Here is a 26,604-nt window from a genome sequence, read left to right on the forward strand (position 1 = left end):
ACCGGTCCAGCCATTTGAGGCTCAAGGGCGCACGGGGTAGCATGCGCGGATGCTCGAAGTCACGCCAATCCCAGTGCTCAGCGATAATTATACCTGGCTGCTGCGCGCGCCACAGGGTGACACCGCGGTGGTTGTGGATCCGGGAGAGGCGGCGCCAGTCGCGAAAGCCCTTGAGGCAATGGGCGTTAAGCTAGCGGCGATCATGATCACCCATCACCACACCGATCATATCGCTGGCATTGAGGGGCTTATCGGTAACGGGCTACCCGTCTACGGACCGGCTGACAGCCCGATCCCCTTTATCAGCGATCCGGTCAAACCGGGCGAGACCCTGACACCACCGGGCCTCGGGCCAACGTTTGATGTGCTTGGTGTACCGGGTCACACCCTCGATCATCTTGCGTTTTTCGGCGATGGACTGCTGTTTGCGGGCGATGCGTTGTTCGCGGGTGGCTGCGGGCGGATGTTTGAGGGCACACCCGCGCAGATGCAGGTGTACCTCAGCGAGCTGAGAAAACTGCCGGGTGAAACGCGGCTCTACTGCGGTCACGAGTACACCTTGGCCAACCTGACATTCGCGCTGGCCGTTGAGCCCGACAATGTTGCGCTCCAGGCGCGTCATGCGCAGATTGAGCAGCAACACGCCCGCGGTGCCATCACCCTCCCCTCCACGCTTGCCGAGGAATGCGCGACCAACCCGTTCCTGCGCTGGGATGTCGAGGCCGTGATCCAGAGTGCCGAGGCGCAAGCCGGGCACGCGCTTAGCGACCCTGTCGACGTCTTCGCCGCTTTGCGGGCATGGAAAGATCGATTCTAGAAGGAGCGACCCCCTCGTGCAGATGACTCGAACCTGGCTGCTGCTTGTGGCTGTCTTTATCGCCGGATGCGCCACCGTCGAGCCGGATCCCCCCTCTCAAGACCACGCGAAAGCGAGGGCTGGCCTGGCCGATGCGGTGACAACAACAGACGGCGAAGCCAACGAGCCCGTCGAGGATGTCTGGCAGCGTATTCGCAATGGCTACGATATCCCCGGCCATGAGAATGCCCGGGTTACCGCCGAGCTACGGCAGTATGCGAGGCTGACAGATTACTGGGCTCGAGTCTCTGAGCGGGCAACCCCGTATCTCTTTCATATCGTCGAACAGGTTGAAGCGCGGGACATGCCCCTTGAGCTCGCGCTGCTGCCCATTGTGGAGAGTGGTTTTCAGCCATTTGCGTATTCACACGGCCGCGCGGCAGGCATCTGGCAATTCGTGCCCGCCACTGGCCGGCACTACGGCCTCGATCAAAACTGGTGGTACGACGGCCGACGCGATGTCCTGGCAGCCACCGATGCCGCCTTGACCTATCTGACTTATCTCAACGAGATGTTCGATGGTGACTGGCTACTCGCACTGGCCGCCTATAACGCCGGCGAGGGCACCGTCTCCCGGGCGATTCGGCGCAACCGCAATGCCGGTAAGCCCACCGATTACTGGTCGCTCGATCTACCACGCGAAACCATGGCCTACGTCCCCCGGCTGCTGGCCATCAGCGAACTGGTTGCTGCGCCGGGCACGCACGGTATCGCCCTGACACCGATCCCCAATCGGCCCGCGGTCGAGGTGGTCGATCTCGACAAGCAGATTGATCTGGCGCTCGTCACTGAGCTCGCCGATATTGATATGGAAACCCTGTATGCCCTCAACCCCGGGTTTAACCGCTGGGCCACCGCACCGGATGGGCCGCATCGCCTGCTGTTGCCGCAGGCGCGTGCAGCGGATTTCCGAACCCGGCTCGCGGAGATCCCCTCGACGGACTGGATGCGCTGGCAACGCCATGAAATCGCCGCCGGAGAAACGCTTGGGCAGATCGCTGACCGCTACCACGTCACCGTCTCCACCCTTCAGGAGGCTAACAGCCTCGATACGCATATCATTCGCGCGGGTGGCCACCTGATGGTGCCGATGGCCAGCCGGCCCGACAGTGCTTATTCGCGCACGGTGAGCGCACGACAAACGGCGACGCAGGACACGCAGCGCGCGGGGCGAGAGCGGACCAATCACGTGGTTCAAGCCGGAGACAGCTTCTGGTCCATTGCACAGCGCTATGGCGTGAGCGTCCGGCAGCTTGCGCGCTGGAACAACATGGCACCCAAGGACATACTGTCCGTTGGTGAGCAGCTGGCGGTCTGGACCGATGAGTCCAAGATGCAGCGCTCCACCCCGCTGGAGCGGTTACAGGCAGTGACTTACACGGTCCGCGAAGGCGATTCGCTGTATTTGATTGCTCAGCGTTTTGGCGTGGGTGTTGCCGATCTGCGGCAGTGGAATAACCTGCGCGAGGGCGGCTATCTGCAGCCAGGCCAGCGCCTGGAGATGGAGGTGGATGTCACCGCTCAAGCCAACTGATGTGGTTCAGTCATCCTCGGGCAAAGTGACATTCAGCTCGAGGACTTCACAATCCCCCTCGCGCTCGACCTGAATGCGCACCGCATCATCCTCCACGGCAATGTAGCGCCGAATGACCGCAAGGATATCCTGCTGCAGGGCGGGCAGATAATCGGGGCCACCTCGATGCGTGCGCTCCCGGGCAACGATCACCTGCAAACGCTCCTTGGCCAGCGATGCACTTTGTTTTTTCTCGGATCGAAAGTAGTCCAGAAAACCCATTGGCCTAGCCCTTGAGCAGTCGGCCGAACAGGCCTTTTTTCTCACTCAGGAACCGGTGTTCCCGCGTCTCACCTAAATACCGTGCGACAACATCGTCGTACGCCTGCCCGGCATCCGTTTTGTCTTCAAGAATCACCGGAATACCGGCATTCGAAGCGTTCAGAACAGCCGGCGATTCCGGGATCACGCCAAGGAGGTCGATGGACAGGATGTCGTGGATATCTTCCACGCTGAGCATCTCCCCCTTGCCCACCCGCGAGGGCGCGTAACGCGTCACGACCAGGTGCTCGGTGACTGCGGCCTCGCCCTGCTCCGCGCGCCGGGTCTTACTGGCCAGTAAACCAAGGACTCGGTCCGAATCCCGAACAGACGAAACCTCTGGATTGGTCACCACCAGCGCATCATCTGCGAAATACATCGCCAGGTGCGCCCCGCGCTCAATGCCCGCCGGCGAGTCACAGACGATGTAATCATGTGTCTCCGCCAATGCCTCGAGCACCGACTGAACCCCTTCAAAGGTGAGTGCATCCTTGTCGCGGGTTTGTGAGGCCGGCAGGATCTCAAGGCCGTCGACTCGCTTGTCACGAATCAACGCCTGGTTGAGATTCGCCTCGCCATTGATGACGTTGACGAAGTCGTAAACCACCCGCCGCTCACACCCCATGATCAGGTCAAGATTGCGCAGGCCCACGTCGAAATCGATCACCACCGTGCGGTGCCCCGCTTTCGCCAGGCCTGCGGCGAATGCAGCGCTGGTCGTGGTTTTGCCAACGCCTCCCTTGCCCGATGTCACCACCACGATTCTTGCCACATTAACCTCCTGAACCTAAAGCGGTGTCACTGTCAGGGCGTCGCCCTGCAGAGAGACCATTGCCGCGCTGCCGCGCAGCGAGGGATCCATCTGATCGCTGAGCTGATACTCACCAGCGACGGCCACCAGCTCTGCCTCCAGCGCCTGACAGAAGATACGCGCATCCTGCCCTCCCTGCACGCCAGCCAGCGCGCGGCCCCGGAGACTGCCATAAATATGGATATGGCCGTCGGCCATCACCTCCGCGCCCGCACTGACGGGGGCTGCAACCACCAGATCACCGCCTCGGGCGTAGATCTGCTGCCCTGAGCGTACCGGCTGCGTCACCACGCGGGCCGTGGCCTGACGGGGCTCAGTTGCCCGCTCACCGCCCAGATTCCTGACCACGCCGAGCCCGGCCTGAGCGGCCGAATCAGCGGGCAAATCACTCACCCCCACCGGCAGCAGATCCCGGGCGCGAAGGCCATCAGTCAATGCCTGCAGGGCGTTTCCGCTCAGGTCGAGCTCAGTCGACGCGGTGATCACCAGCGGCATACCAGTAAAGAATCCCGGCGCCTGCGCCAGCCGGGCGTCCAGCTGAGCCAGTACGTGATCCGGGTCGGCGCTTAGCACCTGCAGCACGCTGAGCGTGGCCATGCGTCCCTTGATCTCAAAGGCCGCGGATTCGCCGAGATGGACTGCCATGTCAGTCGAGGAGTCGGTTCATGCGGCGCACGAAGCCGGCGGGGTCGTCCAGACGGCCGCCATCCATCAGCACCGCCTGTTCGTAGAGCAACGACGCCCAGTCATTCAGCGGCGCCTGTTCATCCGCTGCCAGCCGCTGGATGATCGGATGGTCCGGGTTGATCTCGAGCACCGGCTTCTGGGCAGGCAATTCATGCCCCGCTGCCTTCAGCATCCGTTGCATATTGATGCCGAAATCGTGCTCGGAGACAACAATGCATGCGGGTGAGTCCGTCAGTCGGCTGCTGGCGCGGACATCCTCCACCTGCTCGCCGAGCTCGGACTGCAGTCGCTCCAGCAGGGTTTTGACCGACGCGCTGGGTTCCACCGACTCGGGCTTTTCTGCCGTGTCTTCACCCAGATCATCCAGCTCAAGCTCACCCTTGCCGACCGCCCGCAGCGGTGTGTCCTTGTATTTGGACAAATGCGCCACCAGCCATTCATCAACGGGCTCTGCAAGCAGCAGCACTTCCACGCCACGCTTGCGAAAAACCTCCAGGTGCGGGCTGTTGCGTACCGCTGCCAGACTCTCTCCGGTCAGGTAGTAGATCGCCTTTTGCCCCTCTTTCATCCGCTCCAGGTAATCGGCAAGCGAGACGCGCTGCTCTTCTTCATCCTGGGTCGAATGGAACCGCAAAAGCCCGGCAACCTTTTCTGCATTGCCGGGGTCTTCAATCGGGCCTTCCTTGAGCACGGTGCCAAAGGCGCTCCAGAACCGCTGGTAGACCGCCGCATCGTCTTTGGCCAGACGCTCCAGTGTGTCCAGGACCCGCTTGACCGATGCCGCGCGAATCCGGTCAATCAGCCGATTGTGCTGAAGCAGCTCCCGAGAGACGTTAAGCGGCAGGTCATCCGAGTCGACCACCCCGCGCACAAAGCGCAGATAGCGCGGCAACAACCGGTGCTCGCGGTCCTCCATGATGAAGACACGCCGAACGTACAGCCGAAGCCCGTGACCCGACTCCGGCTCGAACAAGTCGAAGGGACGCTGAGCGGGAATGAACAGCAGGGTTGTGAAGGACTGATCACCCTCCACCTTGTTGTGCATCCAGCGCAGCGGGGGTTCCGTGTCGAAGCTCAGCTGCTGATAGAACTGCTGATAGTCTTCGTCTGACAGCTCACTTTTCGGACGCATCCAAAGGGCCGAGGCCTGATTAACGGTTTCAGCCTCATCCTGGTCATCCAGCAGTCGGATCGGAATCGCAATGTGATCGGAATAGCGGCGAATGACCTGACGCAGGCGGTCGCGGCTCAAGAATTCGTCCTGGCCCTCGGCAAGATGCACGGTTACATCCGTGCCGCGGCGCGCCCGAGGGCTCGCCTCCAGAGAAAACTCGCCCTTGCCATCAGACTGCCAGCGCACGCCCGCATCGGCTGACTCTCCGGCTCGGCGCGTATGCACCGTCACCGAGTCCGCCACGATGAAGGCCGAGTAGAAGCCCACACCAAACTGACCAATCAACTGCGAGTCCTGCTTTTGATCCCCGGTGAGCGCATCGAGAAAGCGCCGGGTACCCGAGCGCGCGATCGTGCCGAGGTTATCGATGACATCCGTGCGATTCATGCCGATGCCATTGTCCGAAATGGTAATGGTGCGCGCGGACTCATCGACTACGATCCGCACCTCAGGCTCAGGATCGTCCTCGAACAGCGCAGCGTCCTGCAGGGCCTCGAAGCGCAGACGATCGGCGGCATCCGCTGCGTTGGAGACGAGTTCGCGAAGGAAAATCTCGCGGTTGCTGTAGAGGGAGTGGATCATGAGATCCAGCAACTGCCGGACCTCGGCCTGAAATTCGAATGTCTCCGGGGTTTTCGTTTCGCTCATCATTCAGACTTCAGAACGCCTCCGAGGGGTCCACACGACCCCCACGGCCAATTTCAGGAATTTCGCGACTCGGGATATGCTCCCCGGTCACCATCTGTTTGTAGCCCATGCCCGGCCCCACCATGGGATAGACACCGGCATCAGGATCAATCATCACTTCCAGGAAGGCCGGCCCGGGGTACTCCACAAAGGCGCGAATCACCTCGGGCAGCGCTTCACGGTCACTGCAGCGACGGGCAAACTCGAAACCATCCGCTTCCGCCGCCTTGATAAAGTCTTTCCGGTGCAGCGATTTATCGCTGCCCGAGAAGCGGTCGTCAAAATAAAGCTTCTGCCACTGGCGCACCATGCCATCGCCGTTGTTGTTCAGCAGCAGGATCTTGATAGGCAAACCGTAGGTGGTCACGGTCTCCATTTCGCCAAGATTCATGCGCAGGCTGCCGTCACCATCAACGTCAATGACCAGTGCTTCGGGATTGGCGAACTGAGCACCAATCGCCGCCGGCAGCCCGAATCCCATGGTGCCCATCGAGCCTGACGTCATCCAGAGCCGGGGCAGACGAAAATCAAGGTATTGCGCGGCCCACATCTGATGCTGCCCGACTCCGGTGCTCACGATCGCCTCGCCGCCAGTGATGTCGTTGAGTGCGCGCATGACCCCCTGGGGCTGAATCCAGTCACCGTCTTCCTTGAACCCCATGGGGTGCTTTTCCCGCAGGGTCGTACAGTGTTGCCCCCAGCGCGAGAAGTCGCGCTGGAAGCCGACTCGGCGCCCATGCGCCAGCAGCGAGTGCATGGCATGGCCCGCTTCACCCACGTGCGACCAGTCCACGCCTTTGACCTTGCCGATTTCTGCTGCGTCGATATCGATATGAGCGATATGTTCGGCCAATGGGGCAAAGAGCTCGGCCTTGGCGGCCACGCGGTCATCAAATCGCGAGCCGACCGCAATGATGAAATCACAGTCTTCCACTGCATAGTTCGCATAAGCGGTGCCGTGCATACCGAGCATATGCAGGTGCAGGTCATCCGTGGTGTCCACTGCACCCAGGCCCATGACCGTGCTGACGCTCGGAATCCCGTATTCACGGGCAAACGCCGAAACGGCTTCGGCGCCCTCCCCATGGATGGCACCGCCGCCGACATAGAGCAACGGGCGGCTTGCGCTACCCAGCATCTCGAAAAATGCCTCGGCCTTCGGTTCGGTGACCTCGGTTTGACGAAGCGCCTCCATGCGCTGGCGATAGCCCCGAATTCCGAGTAGGCCCGTGCCCTTGAACTCGCCGACCCAGTTCTGGACATCTTTCGGCAAATCCACCACCACCGGGCCAGGGCGACCGGATCGGGCGACCTCGAACGCCGTGCGAATGGTCTCCTCAAGTCGCTCAGGCTGGGTCACCAGGAACACGTGCTTTGCACAGTTCCCCATGATGTTAACGATGGGCGCTTCCTGAAACGCATCCGTGCCCATCGCGCCCCGTGCCACCTGGCCGGTAATCAGCACCACCGGCACAGAGTCGGCCATGCAGTCACGAATCGGCGTCACCGTGTTCGTGGCCCCGGGCCCGGAGGTCACCAGAAACACGCCCACCTTACCGCTGCTGCGGGCGTATCCCGCCGCCATGAAACCCGCGCCCTGCTCGTTCGCCGGCACAACGAGCTTCATCGGGTCGACGTCGGCGTCCGCCCGCTCGCGCTCGTTGTAGCGGAACACGGCGTCATAGGTTGGCAGGATGGCGCCCCCGCTATAACCGAACACCGTGTCGACACCCTCCTGCGCCAGCACCTCGACGACCATTTCCGCGCCACTCAGCTGCTCGCCAGCGCGGGGATGGGTTGCCGGTGTCTGGGCCGGTGCGTCAGCCGTTTCGGCTTTGCTCGGGAGGGCGGCGTCGTCCATATTCTTGTCCCTAAAACAGTCAGTTATTTCCAGTAGTTAAGCATACCGGTGCGATGTAGCCAGCGACAAGCGTCAACCCGCGGCCTGACGGGGCCGGAACTGCAGCGATACGGAATTGATGCAGTAGCGCAATCCGGTTGGCGCTGGCCCATCCGGGAAGACATGCCCGAGGTGGGCATCACAGGCCCGGCATAGCGCCTCCGTGCGGCGCATGCCCAGCGTGTTGTCTGATTCCGTGGCAACCGCCTGGTCGTCCAGCGGCGCCCAGAAGCTGGGCCAGCCAGTGCCCGAATCGTACTTCTGCTCGCTGTCAAACAGCGGCGCATCACAGCAGATGCAATGAAAGACCCCATCGGCCTTCAACGCATTGTACTCGCCAGAAAACGGGGGCTCCGTACCCTTTTCGCGCGCCACGCGATATTGCTCAGGGGTCAGGCGGGAGCGCCAGTCAATGTCTGATAGGGATTGCTCTGTCGTCATGGTCAGCGCCTCTTTCAGGTTTGTCCTACAATAACGCGCGTCTTTACTGATGAGCGAGCACCATGGCCGAGCGTGACAGCGAGATTATTCTGATTAACATCTCTGGCAGTGACCGACCCGGGGTCACGGCGGCGCTAATGGGCATCCTTTCCGAGTATGACGTCCGCGTCCTCGATATCAGCCAGGCCATGGTCCATGAAAATCTCGCCCTCGGCATCCTGGTCAAGTTCCCCGCACTCAGCGCGTCAGCATCGGTGCTGAAAGACCTGCTATTCGAGGCGCATCAACTGGATCTGCGAGTCCGCTTCCAGCCAGTCAGCCGCGACGAATATCAGCACTGGGTCGTGGGTGAACACCAGTCCCGGTATGTCCTGACCCTGCTCGGCCGGCGAGTCACCGCCGCCCAAATTGCCCGCATCGCCGGCGTCACGACCGCCCACGGCCTCAACATCGAGGACATCGGCCGGCTGTCGGCTCGCAGCGCGCTGCATGATGACGATACCGAGACACGGGCCTGCCTCGAGCTCAGCCTGCGCGGCGAGCCCGATGACGCCGACGCCATGAAAGCGGCGTTTCTGTCCATCTCCCGGGAAATGGACATTGATATCTCTTTCCAGGAGGACAACTTCTATCGCCGTAACCGCCGCCTGGTGGTCTTTGACATGGACTCCACGCTGATCCGTGAAGAGGTTATCGACGAGCTGGCGCTGGAAGCAGGCGCCGGGGACGAGGTGGCGGCGATTACCGAGGCGGCAATGCGCGGCGACATGGATTTCCGCGAGAGTCTGATCAAGCGCGTCGCGCTGCTGGAGGGACTCGACGAGGCGGTACTGCAACGCGTGGCTGACCGCCTGACGCTCACCGAAGGTGCCGAGCGGCTGCTTAAAACGCTGCGCCTGCTTGGCTACCGCACAGCTGTCATCTCAGGCGGATTCGATTATTTCGGCCATCATCTCCAAAGCCGGCTTGGCCTGGATACCGTGCATGCCAATCAGCTTGAGATTGAGTCGGGCCGACTGACCGGCAAGCTGGTGGGTGACATCATTGATGGTGAGCGCAAAGCGACGCTGCTGCAGTCACTCGCTGATGAACTGGGCATCGAGCAGTCGCAGGTCATTGCAGTCGGGGATGGTGCTAACGATCTGCCGATGCTGCGCTCGGCTGGCTTGGGCATCGCGTTTCACGCCAAACCGCTCGTTCAGCGCAATGCCCGCCAGGCCATCTCAACCATCGGCCTGGACGGTGTGCTCTATCTCATGGGGATGAACGACGCAGAAAGCCCCCACTGATACCAGCGGGGGCTCTCACGCCCGAGTTCAGGCCTTGGCGCTGCCCTTGGCGCGAACCTTTTCCTTAATGCGCGCTGCCTTACCACGGCGATCGCGCAGGAAGTAGAGCTTCGCGCGACGAACGTCACCCCGGCGTTTCACCTGCACGCTCTCAATCAGGGGGCTATGCAGCTGGAAGACCCGCTCCACACCCTCGCCGTGTGAGACCTTGCGGAGTGTAAAAGAGGAGTTCAGCCCCCGATTACGCCGTGCAATAACAACGCCTTCGAATGGCTGCGTCCGCTCGCGATTGCCCTCGCGCACCCAGACGTTAACCAAGACGGTATCGCCCGGGTTGATCCCATCGAGCGAGCGCCCGGTGGACTCGACCTGCTCACGCTCCAGGTCCTCGATGATGTTGCTCATGACTGCATCCCCTGTCCTGTCAATAATCCTGCTCGCGACGATAGTCTTCGAGCAGTGTCTGTTCTTCGTGGCTTAGCCCGCGCTGCTCAAGCAGATCAGGGCGTTTTCGCCAGGTTCTTCCAAGCGCCTCTCGATGACGCCAGCGGGCAACCGCCTGATGGTCGCCGCTAAGCAGCACATCCGGCACGCCCTGGCCCGCCACCACCTCGGGGCGGGTGTAATGCGGGCAGTCTAGCAGCCCCTCGGCGAACGCGTCCTGTGCCGCCGAATCTGCATGACCCAGCACGCCAGGCAGCAGGCGGGCCACGGCATCCATCATGACCATGGCCGGCAACTCCCCACCACTGACGACATAATCGCCAATGGAGATTTCCTGATCGACCTCAAGCTCAATCAGCCGCTCGTCGATCCCTTCGTAGCGACCGCATAACAGAATAATCCGCCCGCAGTCTGCCAGGGCCGCCACCCCGGCACCATCCAGCTTTTGGCCCTCGGGTGTGAGATACACCACCGAAGCAGGCTCACCTGCGGCCCGGGCTGCCTGAATAGCCGCCCTCACGGGCTCGACCTTCATCACCATGCCGGGACCGCCACCGTACGGCCGATCATCCACCGTCCGATGCCGGTCCGTGGCGTAATCCCGCGGATTCCAGGTCACCAGTTCAACCAGCCCCTGCTCCGCCGCGCGGCCGAGGACGCCATGACCCATCACGGCATCCACCATGTCCGGAAAGAGCGTGATGACGTCAAAACGCATCGCGGCTCAAAACTCGGGATCCCAATCCACTCGAAGCTGCCCGGCTGTCAGGTCGACTTCGAGTACGTGCCGATCGGGCACATACGGAATGAGACGCTCCCGGTCTCCATCCACCACCAGCACATCATTCGCGCCGGTCTCCATTAATCCTGTCACCACGCCCAGACGCGATCCGTCGACGTTAATGACTTCAAGCCCCTGCAAATCGGCCCAGTACACCTCGCCGGGTTCGGCGGCGGGCAACTGCTGCCGGGGCACTCTGATCTCGTGGCCTCGCAGCGCCATGGCACTGTCCCGGTCGGACACGCCAGCCAGCGTGGCGATCAGGCCTTTCCCCTGCTGTCTCGATCCGAGGACAGCGTAGTCCCGGCTTTGCCCGTTCAAAACGAGCGTCCAGACCGGATAGTCAAAAATGTTTTCGCGCGGCCGCGTCGCTGAATAGACTTTGACGGCGCCGAGCACGCCATGCACTCCCACCACTTCGCCGAGCACAACATCCGCGGGCGACTCGCCCCCGTGCGGATCGGCGACTATGGGCTGATCAGGCGCTTTCGGCCTCTGCGGCTGCACCGCGCCGTGCCTGACGAATGAGCTGCACCACGCGCTCACTGGGCTGTGCCCCCTTGGCAATCCAGCGATCCACACCCTCAAGGTCAAGCCGCAGCGGCACTTCCTGCCCTGCCGCGACCGGGTTGAAGAACCCCAGACGCTCAATGAATCGCCCGTCGCGAGCGTTACGGCGGTCAGTCACCACCACGTGGTAGAACGGCCGTTTCTTGGCACCTGTGCGCGCCAGTCGAATGGTAACCATGCTTGTCCCTGAATTATCCGGTCAATTGATCAACCCGCGATTGTACCCGGGCGCCTACCGCCCGCCAAGCCCCGGTGGTAACCCACCCCCGGGCGGCATGCCCCCCGGCGGCATTCCGCCACCGCCACCGAGCTGGCGCATCATCTTTTTCATACCGCCCTTGCGGAATTGCTTCATCATTTTCTGCATTTGCTTGTGTTGTTTCAGCAGCCGGTTCACTTCCTGGACTTGCAGACCACTGCCCACCGCAATACGCCGCTTCCGCGATCCGTTGATCACCTCCGGTTTGCGCCGCTCGCCCGGCGTCATCGCGTTGATCATGGCGATCTGCCGGCGGACCTGCTGATCATCCATCTGCTGGCTGACCTGACTGCCCATCTGGCCCATACCGGGCAGCTTGTCCATCAGACCGTCCATACCCCCCATCTTGGTAATCTGCTGCATCTGCTCGCGCATGTCTTCCAGGTCAAACCCCTTGCCCTTTTTGAGCTTGCCGGCCATTCGCTCGGCCTGCGCTTGATCAACATTGCGCTCCATGTTCTCGACAAAACTGAGCACATCGCCCATGCCGAGAATCCGGGATGCGACCCGATCGGGATGAAACGGCTCCAAGGCATCGGTTTTTTCACCGACACCAAGAAACTTGATGGGCTTGCCGGTCACCTGGCGAATGGACAGCGCCGCGCCGCCGCGCGCATCGCCATCGGTCTTGGTCAATACCAGGCCGGTCAGCGGAAGCGCCTCATCGAAAGCGCGGGCCGTGCTCGCCGCATCCTGACCGGTCATACTGTCGACCACGAACAAGGTCTCCACGGGTTCCACTGCGGCGTGGACCCGGCTTGCCTCGCTCATCATCGCCTCGTCAACGGACAGCCGCCCGGCGGTATCCACGAGCAGGACGTCGTAATAACCCTTTCGCGCGGCCTCTTTTGCCGCCTTCGCGGTCTTGATCGGATCGGCTTCGGGGTCGGTCGGATGAAAATCCATCCCGACCTCATCCGCCAGGCGCTGAAGCTGGTCAATGGCCGCCGGTCGATAGACATCCAGCGAGACCGCCAGCACCTTCTTTTTCTCACGCTCGCGGAGCAAGCGGCCAAGTTTGGCAATACTGGTGGTCTTACCCGAGCCCTGCAGCCCCGCCAGCATGACCACGGCCGGCGGACGGGTACTGAGATCGAGTGCGTCGTTTTCCTCGCCCATGAGCTGCACCAGCTCGCCGTGGACGATTTTCACGAATGCCTGACCGGGTGTGAGACTCTTCATGACCTCGGCGCCCAGCGCGCGCTCGCGCACCTGCGCGATGAAGTCCTTGACCACCGGGAGAGCGACATCGGCCTCCAGCAGCGCCATGCGGACCTCGCGCAAAGTCTCCTGAATGTTGTCCTCGGTCAGGCGGCCCTTGCCCTTGATTCGCTTGCCAATGGCCTCGAGCCGGTCGCTGAGATTGCTGAACATCGTGTCGACGACCCCCGCGGTCGATACCGGAAATGACCCTGAAGTATAACAGGGGAGCGACTCGAACAGACCCGGGTTCTATGCCATCATCCACCCAATCATGCATGCCCTTCTCATGACCCTGGCGGTTGCACTGTATGCCGCCGCTCTGATTGCTCTGCTCGCCGGGCTACGCGACCGTGTGCTGATCGCCCGAAGCGAGCGCTTTGGCATGCGTCTGGCGATCCCAGCCGTCGTGGTCCACGCCATCCTGCTCTGGCAGAGCAGTTATACTGCTGCGGGACTCAACCTGTCCGTGCTTAACGCGGCCTCGCTGCTGGGCTGGCTCATGGCCGTCATGCTGCTGCTCGCTGCCCCTCGTCAGCCTATTCAAAGCCTGGGTCTGGTCATCTTCCCGTTTGCCGCACTGACCCTACTGGCAGCGGGTCTGTTTGGCGTGCCCGCGCGGACATTGGTCCCACTCGGCGCCCCGGTCGAAATCCACGTGATCTCCTCGGTCATCGCTTACGCTGTGCTCGGGCTTGCGACCGCGCAAGCCCTGTTGCTGGCCTGGCAGGAACACACGCTGCGCCACCGCCGACCTGGTGCGGTGATCGGCATCCTGCCGCCGTTACGCAGCATGGAGGCCTTGCTCTTTCAGCTGCTCGCCAGCGGTTTTGTCCTGCTATCCATTGCCTTGCTGACCGGATGGCTCTTTGTCGAGAACCTGCTTGCCCAGGATCTCGTCCATAAAACCGTCCTCTCCGGCGTGGCCTGGTTTGTCTTTGCGGCGCTTTTGATCGGGCGCTACCGCGCAGGCTGGCGCGGGCGGACGGCCATTCGCTGGACGCTGACCGGCTTTGTGCTGCTTGCGCTTGCGTATTTCGGCAGCAAAGTCGTGCTTGAAGTCATTCTGGGCCGCTAAGCCAACCACCGTGGATACGATTCCCTTACCCCTGCTGTTCACCATCCTCGGCGTGCTCATCGTGCTGTCAGGTTGTTTTTCGAGCTCCGAAACCGCCCTGATGACGCTGAACCGATACCGGCTGCGTCACCTTGCGCGGGATGGTCATCCGGGGGCGCGGCGCGCCGAAAAACTCCTCGGCCGCCCCGACCGGCTGATCGGAATCATTCTCCTCGGTAACAACTTCGTGAACATTGCGGCCTCGTCGGTGGCCACACTGATCGCATTGCGCCTCGGCGGTGAGGGCACGCTCGCCGCAGCAACGGGCCTACTCACCCTGGTCATCCTGATCTTCTCGGAAGTGGCGCCAAAAACGCTCGCCGCGCTGCGCCCGGAGCACATCGCATTTCCCGCCTCGTATATCCTCGGCCCGCTGCTGAAGCTGCTCTACCCGTTGGTCTGGCTCACGAACAGCATCTCCAATAGCCTCCTCCGCGTCCTTGGAGTCCAGCCCACTGAAGGCGGACAGTCCGCCCTCAGCCGCGAAGAGCTCCGAACGGTGGTCAACGAGGCCGGCGCCATGATTCCTCAGCGCCACCAAAGCATGCTGCTCAGCATCCTCGATCTCGATCAGGCCACCGTGGAAGACATCATGGTGCCGCGTAACGAAGTCGTGGGCATTGATCTTGAGGACGACTGGAATCGCATCCGCAGCCAGATTGCTGAGTCGGAATACACCCGATTGCCCGTCTACGAGGGCAGTATCGAAAAGATCCGCGGCATCCTGCATGTGCGTCGCGTTCTGACTGCGATGCTCGACAGCGAGCTCACTCGCGAACGGCTCCTCGAGCATATGCGGGATCCGTACTTTGTACCGGAAGGCACACATCTCCACGTACAGATGCGCAATTTCCAAACACTGCGACGGCGCATCGGACTGGTGGTGGATGAATACGGCGAAATCCTGGGCCTGGTCACGCTAGAGGACATTCTTGAGGAAATTGTTGGCGAGTTCACCACAGACCCCGCGGAATCCATCCGGGATATCCACCCCCAGCCTGACGGCAGCTATTTGGCGGCCGGCAGCGCGAGTGTGCGCGATCTCAAACGCCTGGTTGACTGGGAGCTACCGGCTGACGGCCCCAAGACGCTGAACGGCCTGATTCTGGAGCACCTCGAAACCATTCCCGAGCCCGGCACGGCGCTGCTCATCGATGAACACCCCGTCACCGTTCTCCAGACCGAGGAAAACCGGGTGAAAGTGGCGCGGTTATCCCCGCGCATCAAACCCCGGGCCAAACAGCCGAAACACGAAGACTAGCTCTGGCGCCGCCACAGTGTCTCACCGGCCTTGTCCTCGAGGAGGATGCCCTCGGCCAGCAACGCGTCACGAATCTCATCCGCCCGGGCGAAGTCACGCTCGGCACGGGCTGCCGCGCGGGCTTCAATCAATTGCTCGATGCGTCGGGTGTCTTCAAGCGCTGCATCGTCGCCGCCCTGAAGAAAGGCGGCAGGGTCACTGCCAAGCAACCCGAGCACACCGCCGAGCGATTTCAACGTCGCACCAAGGCCTTCAGCCTGCAATTCCTCGCCCGCTTCGCGCGCGCGGTTGAGCGCCCGCGCCAGATCAAACAGTACGGCAAGGGCTTCCGGCGTATTGAAGTCATCATCCATCGCCGCCTGGAACCGCGCTACCCAGTCGACATCGATGGCGCCGTCACCCTCGAGACCCCGTAACGCCGTGTACAAACGCGACAGCCCTGCACGGGCGTTGTCCAGCGCATCGTCATTGTAGTTGAGCGGACTGCGATAATGACTCGACAGAAGAAACTGACGGACCACCTCGGGATGGTGCACTGCCAGGACGTCCCGAACCGTTGTGAAGTTACCGAGCGACTTCGACATCTTTTCGTCCTGAATACGGACATGGCCGTTATGCATCCAGTAATTGACAAAATGCTCGCCCGTGGCGGCTTCAGACTGCGCGATCTCGTTTTCGTGGTGCGGAAATTTCAGATCAAGCCCGCCACCATGAATGTCGAAGTGATTCCCTAAGCACCGGGTCGACATGGCGGAGCACTCAATATGCCAGCCTGGCCGACCCGCCCCCCACGGCGATGGCCAACTCGGCTCGCCCTCACGCGCGGCCTTCCAGAGCACAAAATCGGCAGGGTCGCGTTTACGCTCGCCGGGCTCAATGCGGGCCCCCGCACGCAGTTCATCCAGGCGTTTGCCCGACAGGCGTCCGTAATCCGGAAAACGATCAACGGCGTAGTAGACATCACCGCCCGATGCATAAGCATGCCCACTGGCAATCAACTGCTCGATCATGGCAATGATCGCGTCCATATGGGCCGTTGCCCGGGGTTCGTCGTCTGGACGCAGGCACCCGAGCGCATCGGCATCCTCGTGCATCGCCTCAATAAACCGCGCCGTCAGGGCGTCGATGGGCTCGTTAACCGCTGCCGCGCGCTCGATAATCTTGTCATCGATGTCAGTGATGTTGCGGATGTAGCGCACGTCATAGCCGCAATAGCGCAGGTAACGCACCACCATGTCGAAGACCACCATGGCTCGGGCGTGACCAAGATGACAGTAGTCATACACCGTCATACCGCAGACATAGAGCCTGACCTGGGGCGGATTGGCAGGCCGGAAAACCGCCTGCTGCCCCGTCAGACTGTTATGGATCTCAAGCATTTGGCTGCGCTCCGGCGGCCTGTTCGGCTGCCTTGTTTAAACGGGTCCGACGGATATCCGCCGGCATGAATGCGATCACATCACCCAACCCCGGCCCATAGCCCAAACCGGTTAACGCAAAGCGCAGCGGCTTCATCAGCTGTCCACCGCGGCAACCCGTTGCCGACTCGAGCGCAGGCCGCAGCACAGCCCAGTCCATGTCATCCGCTGTCTCCAGCGTCTGTATTGCGGCACGGAAGAACTCGGGATCAGCGCCCGTCACCGCTGCGGTGGCGGCCTCCGTAAAAGCCGGTGCGGGGGCACAAAGACGCTCTGCCCAATCCTGCAGATCACCCAGCGTTTTCAGATTGGCACGCACCAATCGAACAAAGTCGGCCCGCTTTTCCGCAGGCACCCACGCCGGTTCGACGGCCTCCAGCAACCGCGCCTCGGGCAGCGTGGCCATGGCCTCGGCCTGCCAGTGGTCGAGCTGTGCCGCGTCATACCGAGCGGGCCCCCGCCCCAGTCGCTCAGGCTCGAAGCGGGCGGCCAGGGTATCCAATGTCTCCAGCCCGTCACCCGGCCCCGAGTTACCAAGCCGCGCGAGATAATTCACAACGGCTTCGGGTAAATAACCCGCGCGGCGTAGCTCGCCGACACCGGGCGCGCCGGTGCGCTTGGACAAGGGTGCCCCATCGTCCTCCACCACCAGTCCCACATGGCCGTATTGCGGCGTCGGGAGATCGAGCGCGTTCAGCAGCACGAGCTGGCGCGGCGTATTGCTGAGGTGATCCTCACCCCGGAGCACATGGGTTACGCCCATCAGGGCATCATCGATGGCGTTCGCGAGTAGAAATGACACCCGTCCGTCGGCGCGCTGGACGACGGGATCACCGAGCGCATCCAGGGCAAAAGACTGATGCCCCCGCACAAGATCCTCAAAGGCGACCGTGTCGCCATCCGGCAGTCGCAACCGGATCACGGCCGGCTCGCCGGCTGCCTGGCGCTGGCGCGCGTCCGCCGCATCGATCCGCGCGCAGCAACCGTCGTAGCGAATCGGCGCTCCCGCGGCTCGCTGCTGATCTCGCAGCGCTGCCAGCCGTTCAGCGGAACAAAAACACGGGTACGCCGCGCCGGTCTCAAGCAGCCCCGCTACCGCGCGTGAATAGTCGGCCGCCCGCGCCGACTGCTGCCACTGTACGGGAGGTGATGCCGCGCCAGGGCCTTCGTCCCAGTGCAGGCCGAGCCAGTGCAGGTCAGCCTGAATCGCCTCGAGGGCATGAGGATCCGTGCGCTCAGTATCGCTATCCTCGATGCGCAGCAGAAACGTCCCGTCATGGCGCCAGGCCATCAGGGCGTTGAACAGGGCCGTGCGCAGGTTGCCCGCGTGCAGCAAACCGGTTGGACTGGGTGCGAAACGGGTCTTGACGGACGTTGTGGTCATGGCTGGGCATGTTAATGGATGCCCCGCTTGCATGCAGCCGTCGTCGCAGTGATCCTTCACCGCATGACGCCAATGAATTTCAACTCGCACAAAGCACCGGTGCTTTTCATCGCCGATTTGCACCTCGACCCCGCCCGCCCCGAGGCGATCCGATCGTTCCTCGGCTTTGTTGCTGGGCCGGCACGGACCGCCAGCGCGCTTTTTATCCTCGGCGACCTGTTCGAGGCCTGGATCGGGGACGATGCGCGCCCGGAAGATGAACCCGTCGCGCCCGCACTCGCTGCGCTCGCAGCCGCCGGCACCGACGTCTTTCTCATGCATGGCAATCGGGATTTTCTCATCGGTGAGGCGTTTACCAGCGCCGCGGGCGCGACGTTGCTCGAAGAGCCGACCCGCATCGAAGTGGATAACGAGCCCGTGTTGCTGGAGCATGGCGATGCGCTATGCACGGATGACGAAACCTATCAGGCATTTCGCCGCCAGGTGCGCGACCCGGCATGGCAGGCGGAGTTTCTTGCATTAACGCCTGAGGCCCGCCTGGAGCAGGCCCGCGGCGCCCGTATCCAAAGCGGCAGCGACACCGCCGGCAAAGCGGACGCCATTATGGACGTCAACAGCCAGGCGGTGCAGCAACGCCTTGCATCGTGGCAGGCAAAGCGCCTGATTCACGGACACACCCATCGGCCTGGCCGCCATGCCCTCACGGTGGCCGCCACACCATGTGAGCGGATTGTCCTCGGCGACTGGTTCGAACAAGCCAGTGTGTTGCGGGTGGACGAGGGCCGGTATCAGCTGGAATCGACGCCGCTCGTCCCCTCATCAGCCTGACCACGGCGATTCAGGGCCCGAAGACGTTGCTCTGCACTGGCCCTCACGCTCGCGTTTTCATCATGGGCTGCCACCTCACCGAGCAGCTGCCGGTCAGTCAGTCGCGGTATCGCGGCCTCTCGCAAAACCGGCTCCCGGGCACTCCGGGCGACATGCGCAATGATCTGCCCATTGCAGCACGCCGCGAGCGCTGCCAGGCGATAGTCAAGATCCAGGTCATCACCGCCCGCCAGTAGCTGGCGGTAGCGGGCCCGTGCGGCCTCGCGCACACGCTCATCCGCGTCCGACTCGAGTGCCTGGCGCAGCAGCACGAGGTCAGACAAGCGCCGGGCCGCCGCCTCACGTACGCCGGCATCAGGGTCCGCGGCCAGCAGTCGGCGCAGCGCGTTCTGGCCTGCAAGATCCGCACTAATCGCCGCACGCCGAAGCGCGGGGTCTTTAGCGTGGATATCCGGCTTTCTTCGGTGCCAGGGCAACATCACTGCAGAGGATAAAACAAAACGCCCCGCACAAGGCGGGGCGTTACATCACGGCTCAGTGTCTACCGTGGTTCAGCGATCAGACATCGCCAGTTAGCCAGTAATCGATGCGATCCGGATTCTCCTCGATAAAGGCACCAATGGCCTCTTCATAGGACGTCTCCCGCGCCTCGAACATGTATTTCTGCAGCTGATCGATCGGGATATACATCCGGCTCAGCATCGCCGCAATCTCAGGCTGCTCGGCCGAGAAGCCTGAACGCGCCAGGGTATGGACCCGCTCCGGGCCGCCCAGCGCCCCTTCCGGATCTTCCAGATACCGCAGTTCATAAGCGCCAAACTTCCAGTGCGGGCTCCAGCCCGTGGCAACCAGCCATTCGTCACGGCCTACGGCCCGCTCCAGCGCGGCCGTCATCCCGGCACCACTGGAGGTCTGGAGGTTGTAACCACCCAGTTCGTAAGTCTCCAGGGCCTCTTCGGACAGCGAGGTCAGGCCTGCACCCGGGTCGATCCCGGTGATGGTGCCATCAAGCTTGTCCTGAACATCGGGATCGTTCAGATCGGCAAGGCTCGAGAGCTGATCTTCCGGAATATAATCCGGCACAACCCAGCCAAGACGGGCGCCGTTGTAGAGCACACCCAGGTTCTCGACGTCCGCGGCCACTTCCTCGTAATAGTCGCCGTGGGTCGCCGGGAGCCAGGCCATCATCATGGCGTCAATATCGCCCTCAGCCACGCCCTGGTACTGCGGTGCGATATCCGTCTGCGTCAGTTCCGCCTCGACGTCCGTACGCTCGTTAATAAGGCGGGCAGCGAGTTTGGTCACGAATTCCGCGTCCGACCAGGCGGTCCACCCGAATTCGACGGTGTCATCCTGTGCAGTGGCTCCGCCGGCAACGGCAAGGCCGAGTGCACCGGTCATTAGCATGCGCGATGTTTTATTCAACATCAGGATTCTCCTTCTTCGCTTCAGATTATCCCCGCGTACGGGGGGCATTATCGCTTGCGCGAAAATTCAGTCACGTCGTCGGCGAGTGCCGAAACTCTGCGTCATCCGGTCAAGGAGGATGGCCAGGACCACCACGCCGAGGCCCCCTTCAAATCCCAGGCCGACGTCGAGACGCTGGATCCCTGTCAGCACCGTATTACCGAGGCCACCCGCGCCAATCATCGAGGCGATGACCACCATCGACAGCGCCAGCATGATGGTCTGGTTGATGCCCGCCATGATCGATGGCATCGCCAACGGGATCTGGACTTTATAGAGGAGCTGGCGGCTGGTGCAGCCGAAGGCGAGGCCCGCCTCCACGTTCTCCTGGCTGACCTGGCGAATGCCGAGATTGGTCAGCCGCACCGCCGGCGGCATGGCAAAGATCACGGTGGCAATCGTGCCAGGCACCTTACCGAGGCCAAAGAAGATCGCCGCCGGGATCAAATAAACGAAGGGTGGCATGGTCTGCATGAAATCCAGCACCGGGCGGATGACTGCTGCGACCCCATTTCGACGCGCCATGGCGACACCCAGGGGCAACCCGGCTGCCAGCGCGATGATGCTGGCACCAATCACCAGCGCCAGGGTCTGCATGGTCTCCTGCCAGAGCCCCATCGCCGCGATCAGCAGCATGGCCAGCGCGGTGAAGGCGCCGAACCGCCAGCCCACACGCCACCAGGCAAAGGCAATGATGATCGGCCCGAGCACCCAGTCGGGCAGAAAGAGCAGCATGGACTCGAGGCCCTCGGCCAGGAACCCCACCCCGGCGGCGAAGCCGTCGAGTGGGCCCTCGAGATTATTGCGCACCCAGTCCACGCCGCCTTCGACGACGTCTCCCACAGGCAGATCAATCCAGTCTCTGAGATTCTTGGCCATTATGATTCTCCCGAGCGATCCAGCGTCTTCAGGACCGCTGATCTCGTGATGCTGCCAAGGTAGGTCCCGTCGTCATCGGTGACGGGCAGCGGGTGATGGCTCGAGGCGGATCGCGTGACCACTTCCGCCAGGGGCATCTGAGCGCTCACCGGCTCGAGATCAGCAACGAAGGCGTCTGCATAGCGCGGTTCGCCCGACTGATCCATCTGCTTGGCCAGCGACTCAGCCGTCACCGTCCCCAGGTACTTCTGGTCCTGATCCAGCACGACGCCGAGGTCACGGTTATTGGCATGCAGGCGCTCGAGCGCTGAGCGCAGTTTCACGCCGGGGCGCTCGAAAACCGTGACTTGGCGCCGATCGGCAATATCCGCGGCGGTGAAGACCCGGGTGACGTCCACGCCATAGAAAAATGACCGGACATATTCGTTGGCCGGATTGGCCACAATTTCTTCCGGTGTCCCAACTTGCACAACGGTGCCGCCCTGCATGATCGCGATCCGATCCCCAATGCGCATCGCTTCATCGAGGTCGTGGGAGATAAACACAATGGTCCGGCGATGCTCGCGCTGAAGGGCGACCAGCTCGTCCTGCATCTCCGTGCGGATCAACGGGTCCAGCGCAGAAAAGGCCTCATCCATCAGCATGATCGACGGGTCCACGGCCAACCCGCGGGCCAGGCCAACCCGCTGCTGCATGCCTCCCGAGAGCTCCTCGGGATAGCTGCGCGCGTTTGCTTTCAGCCCGACCTGCTCCAGGGCTTTCATGGCGCGCTCTTCCCGCGAGGCCTGCTCGACGCCGGAGACCTCCAGGCCAAAGGCGGCGTTTTGCAGCACCGTTTTATGGGGCATGAGCGCAAAGGACTGGAAGACCATGCTCATATCCTGGCGACGCAGCTGTATGAGCTCATCGCGTGACATGCGGTTCACATCATTGCCGTCGATCAGCACCCGGCCTGCCGTGGCATCGATGAGGCGGTTGAGCATGCGCACGATCGTGGACTTACCTGAACCCGACAGGCCCATCACGACAAAGATCTCGCCCTCTTCGATGGCGAACGAGGCGTCGCGCACACCCACGGTGTTCCCGGTGCGCTCGAAGATCTCGTCCTTGTCCAGGCCTTCTTCGAGCAGACGCATGCCCTCATCAGGGTTTGGCCCGAAGACTTTGTAGAGCTGCTCGACGGTGATTTTGGCGCTCATTTTGTCCCCCGATCCGCTGGACTCAGTGGTGGGGTTGCGCCGATACGATGGGCGGGGCGTCCGGGATGCATCCGGTGTGAGGAGGAAGGCTTTTTCTGCGGTCTCATACCGTCCGATAGCGGCCACGGGACCCATCAGGCTAGGAGTCATCGGACCGGCTTGCAACCCGCCCCGCCCCGTCGCCAACAGGGATTGAACACCCGAGCCCATTATGACGGGATCTCAGGATTTCAGGCCGATGACCAGATCCATGACATTGGTGCCGGTTGGCCCGGTCTGAACGAGATCGCCGCTGGCGGCCAGAAAGTGGCCCGCATCGGCAGCAGCCAGCGCGGTAACCGGATCATCGCCATTTGCCATGCCTCGCTGGAGCGTGCCCCCGTCGATCACGGCGCCGGCATCCTCACCGGGACCGTCCGCCCCATCCGTACCAGCCGCCAGCAGGCAACATGCGGTATCCGCCATGACCGAGGCGGCGGCCAGCGCCAGCGTCTGCATCCGCCCCCCTCGACCCGGATTGGCCGGGAGTGTGACGGTGGGCTCACCACCCCAGATCGTGATGCCGGGTGGGCCACTGACAACGGCCTCGGCGAGCGCCCGGCCAGCCACACTGGCCTCTCCCTCAATGAACTGATCCGAGCAGGATACCGCCCACCCCGCGGCCTGCGCGGCCTGCGCCACTGCCTCGCGGGCGAGGCGGTTACTGGCAATGATCGAGGGGTGCACCCGGACAAGCGCCGGGTTGTTCACAGCGGGCGGGGGTGGCGGCAAGGGCAACTGTACCGGCAAGTCCCGGATCACCTCTGCGGGGTCATCCGGGGTGTTCTGCCCGAAGAAAAGCCCGGAGCCAATCACCGCCGGATCATCACCGGGGACGTCCGAGATGAGCAACACATCGGCGCGGCGGCCACGCAACCGAGCGCCCAGTCGACCGCCCTTGATGCCTGAAACCGCGGTGCGAATTCGGTTCATCTGGCCGATATCCAGCCCGCTGCCCAGCAACCATTCGTTGAGCACTGACAACGCCTGGGGGTCAGCGCCGTCGGCCAGCTGCTCGACCAGGCTGGAGGCACCACCAGAGATCAGACAAACAAAGCGTGCATCGTTTGGCGTGTCGTCAAGATAATCAACCAGCGCCTGGCCGGCCGCCAGGCTGCGTTCATCCGGAACGGGATGCGGCGCCGTCAAGACCTCGACCGGGAGACGCCGGGTCAAATCCGCATCAGCATAGCCACATCGGGTAACGACTCGCCCGCCAAGGACATCATCAGCGCGCTGATCGGCCACACCGTGTGCCATCGCGACGGCCGCCTTGCCAATCGCTAGCAAATGAAATGGGCCATGGGGGATAGCCGAGGGCTCGTTCAGTGCCCGGGCGACTGCGGCACGCCCCTCGACAGCAACGATGCCCGCTCGATGGAAGCCCCGCAAGGCCTCACGCGGATCCGGATAGCCCACGGTCGAGATCAGCCTGAATGTCTTCCAGGTCTTCGAGGCCTACGGAGATCCGCACCAGACCCTCATGAATCCCCATGGCCAAACGCTGTTCCGCGGGCACCCGCCCGTGTGTCGTGCTGGCTGGATGCGTAATCGTGGTGCGGACATCGCCAAGGTTCGCGGTGATGGACAGCATCTGCGTGGCGTCCACGACACGCCAGGCCGCCTCACGCCCGCCAGCCACTTCAAAGGAGACAACGCCACCGAAGGCCTTCTGCTGCCGAGCCGCCAGGTCGCGCTGCGGATGATCTGGCAGCCCGGTGTAGAACACGCGCTCGACCTGCGGATGATCAACCAACCAATGCGCCAGCGCTTGCGCCTGTTCGCTATGCGCGCGCATACGCACACCGAGGGTTTCCAGCCCCTTTAAGAACACCCACGCATTGAACGGACTCATGCTCGGCCCAGCGGTGCGCAAAAAGGGAAAGATCTGTTCATCCAGCGTTTTCGCATCGCCAACCACCGCACCGCCAACGCAGCGGCCCTGCCCATCCAGGTACTTGGTGGCTGAATGCGTCACCAGATCGGCGCCGAAGTCGAGCGGGCGCTGCAGCGCAGGGGTGCAAAAACAGTTGTCCACCACCAGCCAGGCGTCATTCTCATGCGCCAGATCCGCCAGCGCCTGGATGTCGGCAACCTCCGTGAGCGGGTTCGACGGCGTCTCCAGGAAAAGCATGCGCGTTTCCGGGCGTACCGCGGCCGCCCAGGCCGCGGGGTCAGTCGGCGAGACGAAATCCGTCGTAATCCCGAAGCGACTGAGCTGATTGGCAAAAAGCGACGCCGTCGTCCCGAAGACGCCCAGCGAGCAGATCACGTGGTCGCCCATCCGTAAGAGCGACAGACAGGTGGCGAGGATAGCGGCCATCCCCGAGGCCATTCCAATCGCCCGCTCACCCCCCTCCATGGCAGCCAGGCGGTTTTCAAACGCCCGCACCGTCGGATTCGTGAAGCGTGAGTAGATATTGCCCGGCTCGTCACCAGAGAAGCGGGCGGCCGCCTCGGCCGCGCTCGCAAAACTGAAACTCGAGGTGGGGAAAATCGCTTCCGAGTGTTCCTGCTCGCCCGTGCGCTCCCAGCCACCCCGGAGCCCGGTGGTGTCAGCGCCCCAGCTCATGACTGCATCCGACCGAGGTCATTGACGGGTGCCACGGCGGGGCGGTTCATCACCTCATCCGCGCGGGCCTGCTCGAGGGCGAGAAGATACTCGGCGCTGATGTCGCCGGTCACATACTGGCCATCAAAACAGGAGCAGTCGAACGTCTCGATAGCCTCGTTCCCCTCGCGGACCGCCTCCATCAGATCACCCAAATCCTGGTAAATCATGTCATCGGCGCCGATCAGGCGGCGGATGTCATTCACCTCGCGATCATGGGCGAGCAGCTCGCGCGCCGCCGGCATGTCGATCCCGTAGACATTCGGGTAGCGAACCGGGGGTGCCGCTGAGGCGAAGTACACCTTGTTGGCGCCGGCATCCCGCGCCATTTCGATGATCTGCTCGGAGGTCGTTCCACGCACGATGGAATCATCCAGCAAGAGGACGTTCTTGCCGCGGAACTCCAGCTCGATCGGGTTGAGCTTCTGGCGCACGGACTTCTTGCGTACCGCCTGGCCCGGCATGATGAACGTCCGGCCAATATAGCGGTTCTTAATGAAGCCCTCGCGATAGGTGATATTGAGATCATTCGCCAGATCGAGCGCCGCCGTGCGGCTGGTATCCGGTATCGGGATCACCACATCGATATCATGGCGCGCCCACTCGCGCTGAATCTTGCCCGCCAGCATCCGGCCCATGCGCAAACGTGATTTATACACGGAGACGTCATCGAGCATGGAGTCCGGTCGGGCAAGGTAAACATATTCGAAGATGCACGGCGCCAGACGCGGCGCGACCGCACACTGGCGGGTGTAGAGGTGGCCATCGAGGTCAATGAACACCGCCTCGCCCGGGGCCACGTCACGGATAAGCGTAAAGCCCAGCACGCTCAGGGCAACGCTTTCCGAGGCAATCATGTATTCCGTGCCGGCGTCGGTCTCGCGACTGCCGAAACACAGCGGGCGAATGCCATTGGGGTCGCGAAAGCCCAGTACGCCGTAGCCGTTGATCATGGCAATCGCCGCATAGCCGCCACGGCAACGCTCATGAATGCCACTGACCGCGCCAAAGATATCTTCCTCGGTAATTCTCAGCTTGCCGAGCTCGCCGAGCTTGTGCGCGAACACATTGAGGAGGATTTCCGAGTCAGAACTGGTGTTAATGTGGCGCAGATCCTCGAGGAACAGATCGCGCTTGATGGCGTCGGCGTTGGTGAGGTTACCGTTATGCGCCAGGCTGATGCCGTAGGGCGAGTTCACGTAGAACGGCTGAGATTCCGCTGAACTGGAGCAGCCTGCCGTCGGATACCGGCAATGGCCGATCCCGACATTCCCCTGGAGCTGCATCATGTCCTGGGCGCTAAACACATCCCGGACAAGGCCGTTGTCCTTGCGCAGATGCAGCCGGCCATGCTCGAAGGTCATGATCCCCGCTGCGTCCTGACCGCGATGCTGGAGCACTGTCAGGCCGTCATACAGCGCCTGATTCACTGGCGATTTCGCCACCATGCCGATCACGCCACACATAA

Annotated in this window: 26 protein-coding genes; 6 read left to right on the plus strand and 20 right to left on the minus strand. The window is 62.5% G+C overall.

Annotation, left to right across the window (positions count from 1 at the left end):
- The first annotated feature begins 49 nt into the window (after window positions 1–49).
- Together gloB and SPISAL_RS06400 are read left to right on the plus strand one after the other, a co-directional pair.
- Complete coding sequence (gene gloB / locus SPISAL_RS06395) at window positions 50–817, plus strand: hydroxyacylglutathione hydrolase (RefSeq protein ID WP_016353661.1); 768 nt, start codon at window positions 50–52, stop codon at window positions 815–817.
- Window positions 818–839: 22 nt separating this feature from the next.
- The gene (locus SPISAL_RS06400; RefSeq protein WP_144060448.1) at window positions 840–2,390 is read left to right on the plus strand and encodes a LysM peptidoglycan-binding domain-containing protein; all 1,551 of its coding nucleotides are present in this window, start codon (window positions 840–842) and stop codon (window positions 2,388–2,390) included.
- 6 nt (window positions 2,391–2,396) lie between these two features.
- Here SPISAL_RS06400 and minE read toward each other — a convergent pair whose 3' ends face one another.
- The 6 genes from minE to msrB form a co-directional block, all read right to left on the minus strand.
- On the minus strand, window positions 2,397–2,651 hold the full coding sequence (minE, locus tag SPISAL_RS06405) for a cell division topological specificity factor MinE (protein WP_016353663.1): 255 nt from the start codon (window positions 2,649–2,651) through the stop codon (window positions 2,397–2,399).
- Window positions 2,652–2,655: 4 nt separating this feature from the next.
- Window positions 2,656–3,462, minus strand: a complete 807-nt coding sequence (gene minD, locus SPISAL_RS06410; RefSeq protein WP_016353664.1) for a septum site-determining protein MinD — start codon at window positions 3,460–3,462, stop codon at window positions 2,656–2,658.
- A gap of 15 nt (window positions 3,463–3,477) precedes the next feature.
- Window positions 3,478–4,146 carry a septum site-determining protein MinC gene (gene minC / locus SPISAL_RS06415; RefSeq protein ID WP_016353665.1) on the minus strand — a complete coding sequence of 223 codons (669 nt, stop codon included), beginning with the start codon at window positions 4,144–4,146 and terminating at the stop codon, window positions 3,478–3,480.
- A gap of 1 nt (window position 4,147) precedes the next feature.
- Window positions 4,148–6,010: a molecular chaperone HtpG gene (gene htpG / locus SPISAL_RS06420; protein ID WP_016353666.1), complete on the minus strand. Its 1,863-nt coding sequence runs from the start codon at window positions 6,008–6,010 to the stop codon at window positions 4,148–4,150.
- 10 nt (window positions 6,011–6,020) lie between these two features.
- Window positions 6,021–7,910: a biosynthetic-type acetolactate synthase large subunit gene (gene ilvB, locus SPISAL_RS06425; protein WP_016353667.1), complete on the minus strand. Its 1,890-nt coding sequence runs from the start codon at window positions 7,908–7,910 to the stop codon at window positions 6,021–6,023.
- A 72-nt stretch (window positions 7,911–7,982) separates the two neighbouring features.
- Window positions 7,983–8,390: a peptide-methionine (R)-S-oxide reductase MsrB gene (gene msrB / locus SPISAL_RS06430; protein ID WP_016353668.1), complete on the minus strand. Its 408-nt coding sequence runs from the start codon at window positions 8,388–8,390 to the stop codon at window positions 7,983–7,985.
- 62 nt (window positions 8,391–8,452) lie between these two features.
- Here msrB and serB point away from each other — a divergent pair, with 62 nt between their 5' ends.
- Entirely contained in the window at window positions 8,453–9,679 is a 1,227-nt protein-coding gene (serB, locus tag SPISAL_RS06435) for a phosphoserine phosphatase SerB (RefSeq protein WP_016353669.1), read from the plus strand.
- A gap of 27 nt (window positions 9,680–9,706) precedes the next feature.
- Here the strand turns inward: serB and rplS are convergent, their stop codons facing one another.
- From rplS to ffh, 5 genes are all read right to left on the minus strand, one after another.
- Window positions 9,707–10,084, minus strand: a complete 378-nt coding sequence (rplS, locus tag SPISAL_RS06440; RefSeq protein ID WP_016353670.1) for a 50S ribosomal protein L19 — start codon at window positions 10,082–10,084, stop codon at window positions 9,707–9,709.
- Window positions 10,085–10,103: 19 nt separating this feature from the next.
- On the minus strand, window positions 10,104–10,841 hold the full coding sequence (trmD, locus tag SPISAL_RS06445; protein ID WP_016353671.1) for a tRNA (guanosine(37)-N1)-methyltransferase TrmD: 738 nt from the start codon (window positions 10,839–10,841) through the stop codon (window positions 10,104–10,106).
- A gap of 6 nt (window positions 10,842–10,847) precedes the next feature.
- Window positions 10,848–11,303 carry a ribosome maturation factor RimM gene (gene rimM / locus SPISAL_RS06450; protein ID WP_016353672.1) on the minus strand — a complete coding sequence of 152 codons (456 nt, stop codon included), beginning with the start codon at window positions 11,301–11,303 and terminating at the stop codon, window positions 10,848–10,850.
- Window positions 11,304–11,382: 79 nt separating this feature from the next.
- Window positions 11,383–11,652, minus strand: coding sequence for a 30S ribosomal protein S16 (rpsP, locus tag SPISAL_RS06455; protein WP_016353673.1), 270 nt, complete (start codon window positions 11,650–11,652; stop codon window positions 11,383–11,385).
- A 54-nt stretch (window positions 11,653–11,706) separates the two neighbouring features.
- On the minus strand, window positions 11,707–13,107 hold the full coding sequence (gene ffh / locus SPISAL_RS06460; protein ID WP_016353674.1) for a signal recognition particle protein: 1,401 nt from the start codon (window positions 13,105–13,107) through the stop codon (window positions 11,707–11,709).
- A gap of 115 nt (window positions 13,108–13,222) precedes the next feature.
- Here ffh and SPISAL_RS06465 point away from each other — a divergent pair, with 115 nt between their 5' ends.
- Both SPISAL_RS06465 and SPISAL_RS06470 read left to right on the plus strand, forming a co-directional pair.
- On the plus strand, window positions 13,223–14,011 hold the full coding sequence (locus SPISAL_RS06465) for a cytochrome C assembly family protein (protein ID WP_245539893.1): 789 nt from the start codon (window positions 13,223–13,225) through the stop codon (window positions 14,009–14,011).
- Window positions 13,989–15,311, plus strand: a complete 1,323-nt coding sequence (locus SPISAL_RS06470) for an HlyC/CorC family transporter (protein WP_016353676.1) — start codon at window positions 13,989–13,991, stop codon at window positions 15,309–15,311. The genes SPISAL_RS06465 and SPISAL_RS06470 overlap by 23 nt, the downstream gene beginning before the upstream one ends.
- Here SPISAL_RS06470 and cysS read toward each other — a convergent pair.
- Window positions 15,308–16,690, minus strand: a complete 1,383-nt coding sequence (cysS, locus tag SPISAL_RS06475) for a cysteine--tRNA ligase (protein WP_016353677.1) — start codon at window positions 16,688–16,690, stop codon at window positions 15,308–15,310. The two genes, SPISAL_RS06470 and cysS, sit on opposite strands and share 4 nt — an antisense overlap.
- Window positions 16,683–18,113, minus strand: a complete 1,431-nt coding sequence (gltX, locus tag SPISAL_RS06480) for a glutamate--tRNA ligase (RefSeq protein ID WP_016353678.1) — start codon at window positions 18,111–18,113, stop codon at window positions 16,683–16,685. Before gltX ends, cysS begins: the two co-directional genes overlap by 8 nt.
- Window positions 18,114–18,185: 72 nt before the next feature.
- Between gltX and SPISAL_RS06485 the strand changes: the two genes are divergently transcribed.
- On the plus strand, window positions 18,186–18,941 hold the full coding sequence (locus SPISAL_RS06485) for a UDP-2,3-diacylglucosamine diphosphatase (RefSeq protein ID WP_041389794.1): 756 nt from the start codon (window positions 18,186–18,188) through the stop codon (window positions 18,939–18,941).
- Here SPISAL_RS06485 and SPISAL_RS06490 read toward each other — a convergent pair.
- The 7 genes from SPISAL_RS06490 to purF form a co-directional block, all read right to left on the minus strand.
- On the minus strand, window positions 18,902–19,420 hold the full coding sequence (locus SPISAL_RS06490) for a hypothetical protein (protein ID WP_016353680.1): 519 nt from the start codon (window positions 19,418–19,420) through the stop codon (window positions 18,902–18,904). The two genes, SPISAL_RS06485 and SPISAL_RS06490, sit on opposite strands and share 40 nt — an antisense overlap.
- Window positions 19,421–19,499: 79 nt before the next feature.
- Window positions 19,500–20,366, minus strand: coding sequence for a glycine betaine ABC transporter substrate-binding protein (locus SPISAL_RS06495; RefSeq protein WP_041389796.1), 867 nt, complete (start codon window positions 20,364–20,366; stop codon window positions 19,500–19,502).
- A gap of 69 nt (window positions 20,367–20,435) precedes the next feature.
- On the minus strand, window positions 20,436–21,287 hold the full coding sequence (locus tag SPISAL_RS06500; RefSeq protein ID WP_016353682.1) for an ABC transporter permease: 852 nt from the start codon (window positions 21,285–21,287) through the stop codon (window positions 20,436–20,438).
- Window positions 21,287–22,486, minus strand: a complete 1,200-nt coding sequence (gene proV, locus SPISAL_RS06505; protein ID WP_016353683.1) for a glycine betaine/L-proline ABC transporter ATP-binding protein ProV — start codon at window positions 22,484–22,486, stop codon at window positions 21,287–21,289. The genes SPISAL_RS06500 and proV overlap by 1 nt, the downstream gene beginning before the upstream one ends.
- Before the next feature lie 222 nt (window positions 22,487–22,708).
- Window positions 22,709–23,944, minus strand: a complete 1,236-nt coding sequence (locus tag SPISAL_RS06510; protein ID WP_016353684.1) for a DUF4147 domain-containing protein — start codon at window positions 23,942–23,944, stop codon at window positions 22,709–22,711.
- Window positions 23,922–25,097: an O-succinylhomoserine sulfhydrylase gene (locus SPISAL_RS06515; RefSeq protein WP_016353685.1), complete on the minus strand. Its 1,176-nt coding sequence runs from the start codon at window positions 25,095–25,097 to the stop codon at window positions 23,922–23,924. The genes SPISAL_RS06510 and SPISAL_RS06515 overlap by 23 nt, the downstream gene beginning before the upstream one ends.
- Complete coding sequence (gene purF / locus SPISAL_RS06520; RefSeq protein WP_016353686.1) at window positions 25,094–26,602, minus strand: amidophosphoribosyltransferase; 1,509 nt, start codon at window positions 26,600–26,602, stop codon at window positions 25,094–25,096. Before purF ends, SPISAL_RS06515 begins: the two co-directional genes overlap by 4 nt.
- Window positions 26,603–26,604: the final 2 nt, after the last annotated feature.

Source organism: Spiribacter salinus M19-40 (assembly GCF_000319575.2).
GTDB lineage: Bacteria > Pseudomonadota > Gammaproteobacteria > Nitrococcales > Nitrococcaceae > Spiribacter > Spiribacter salinus.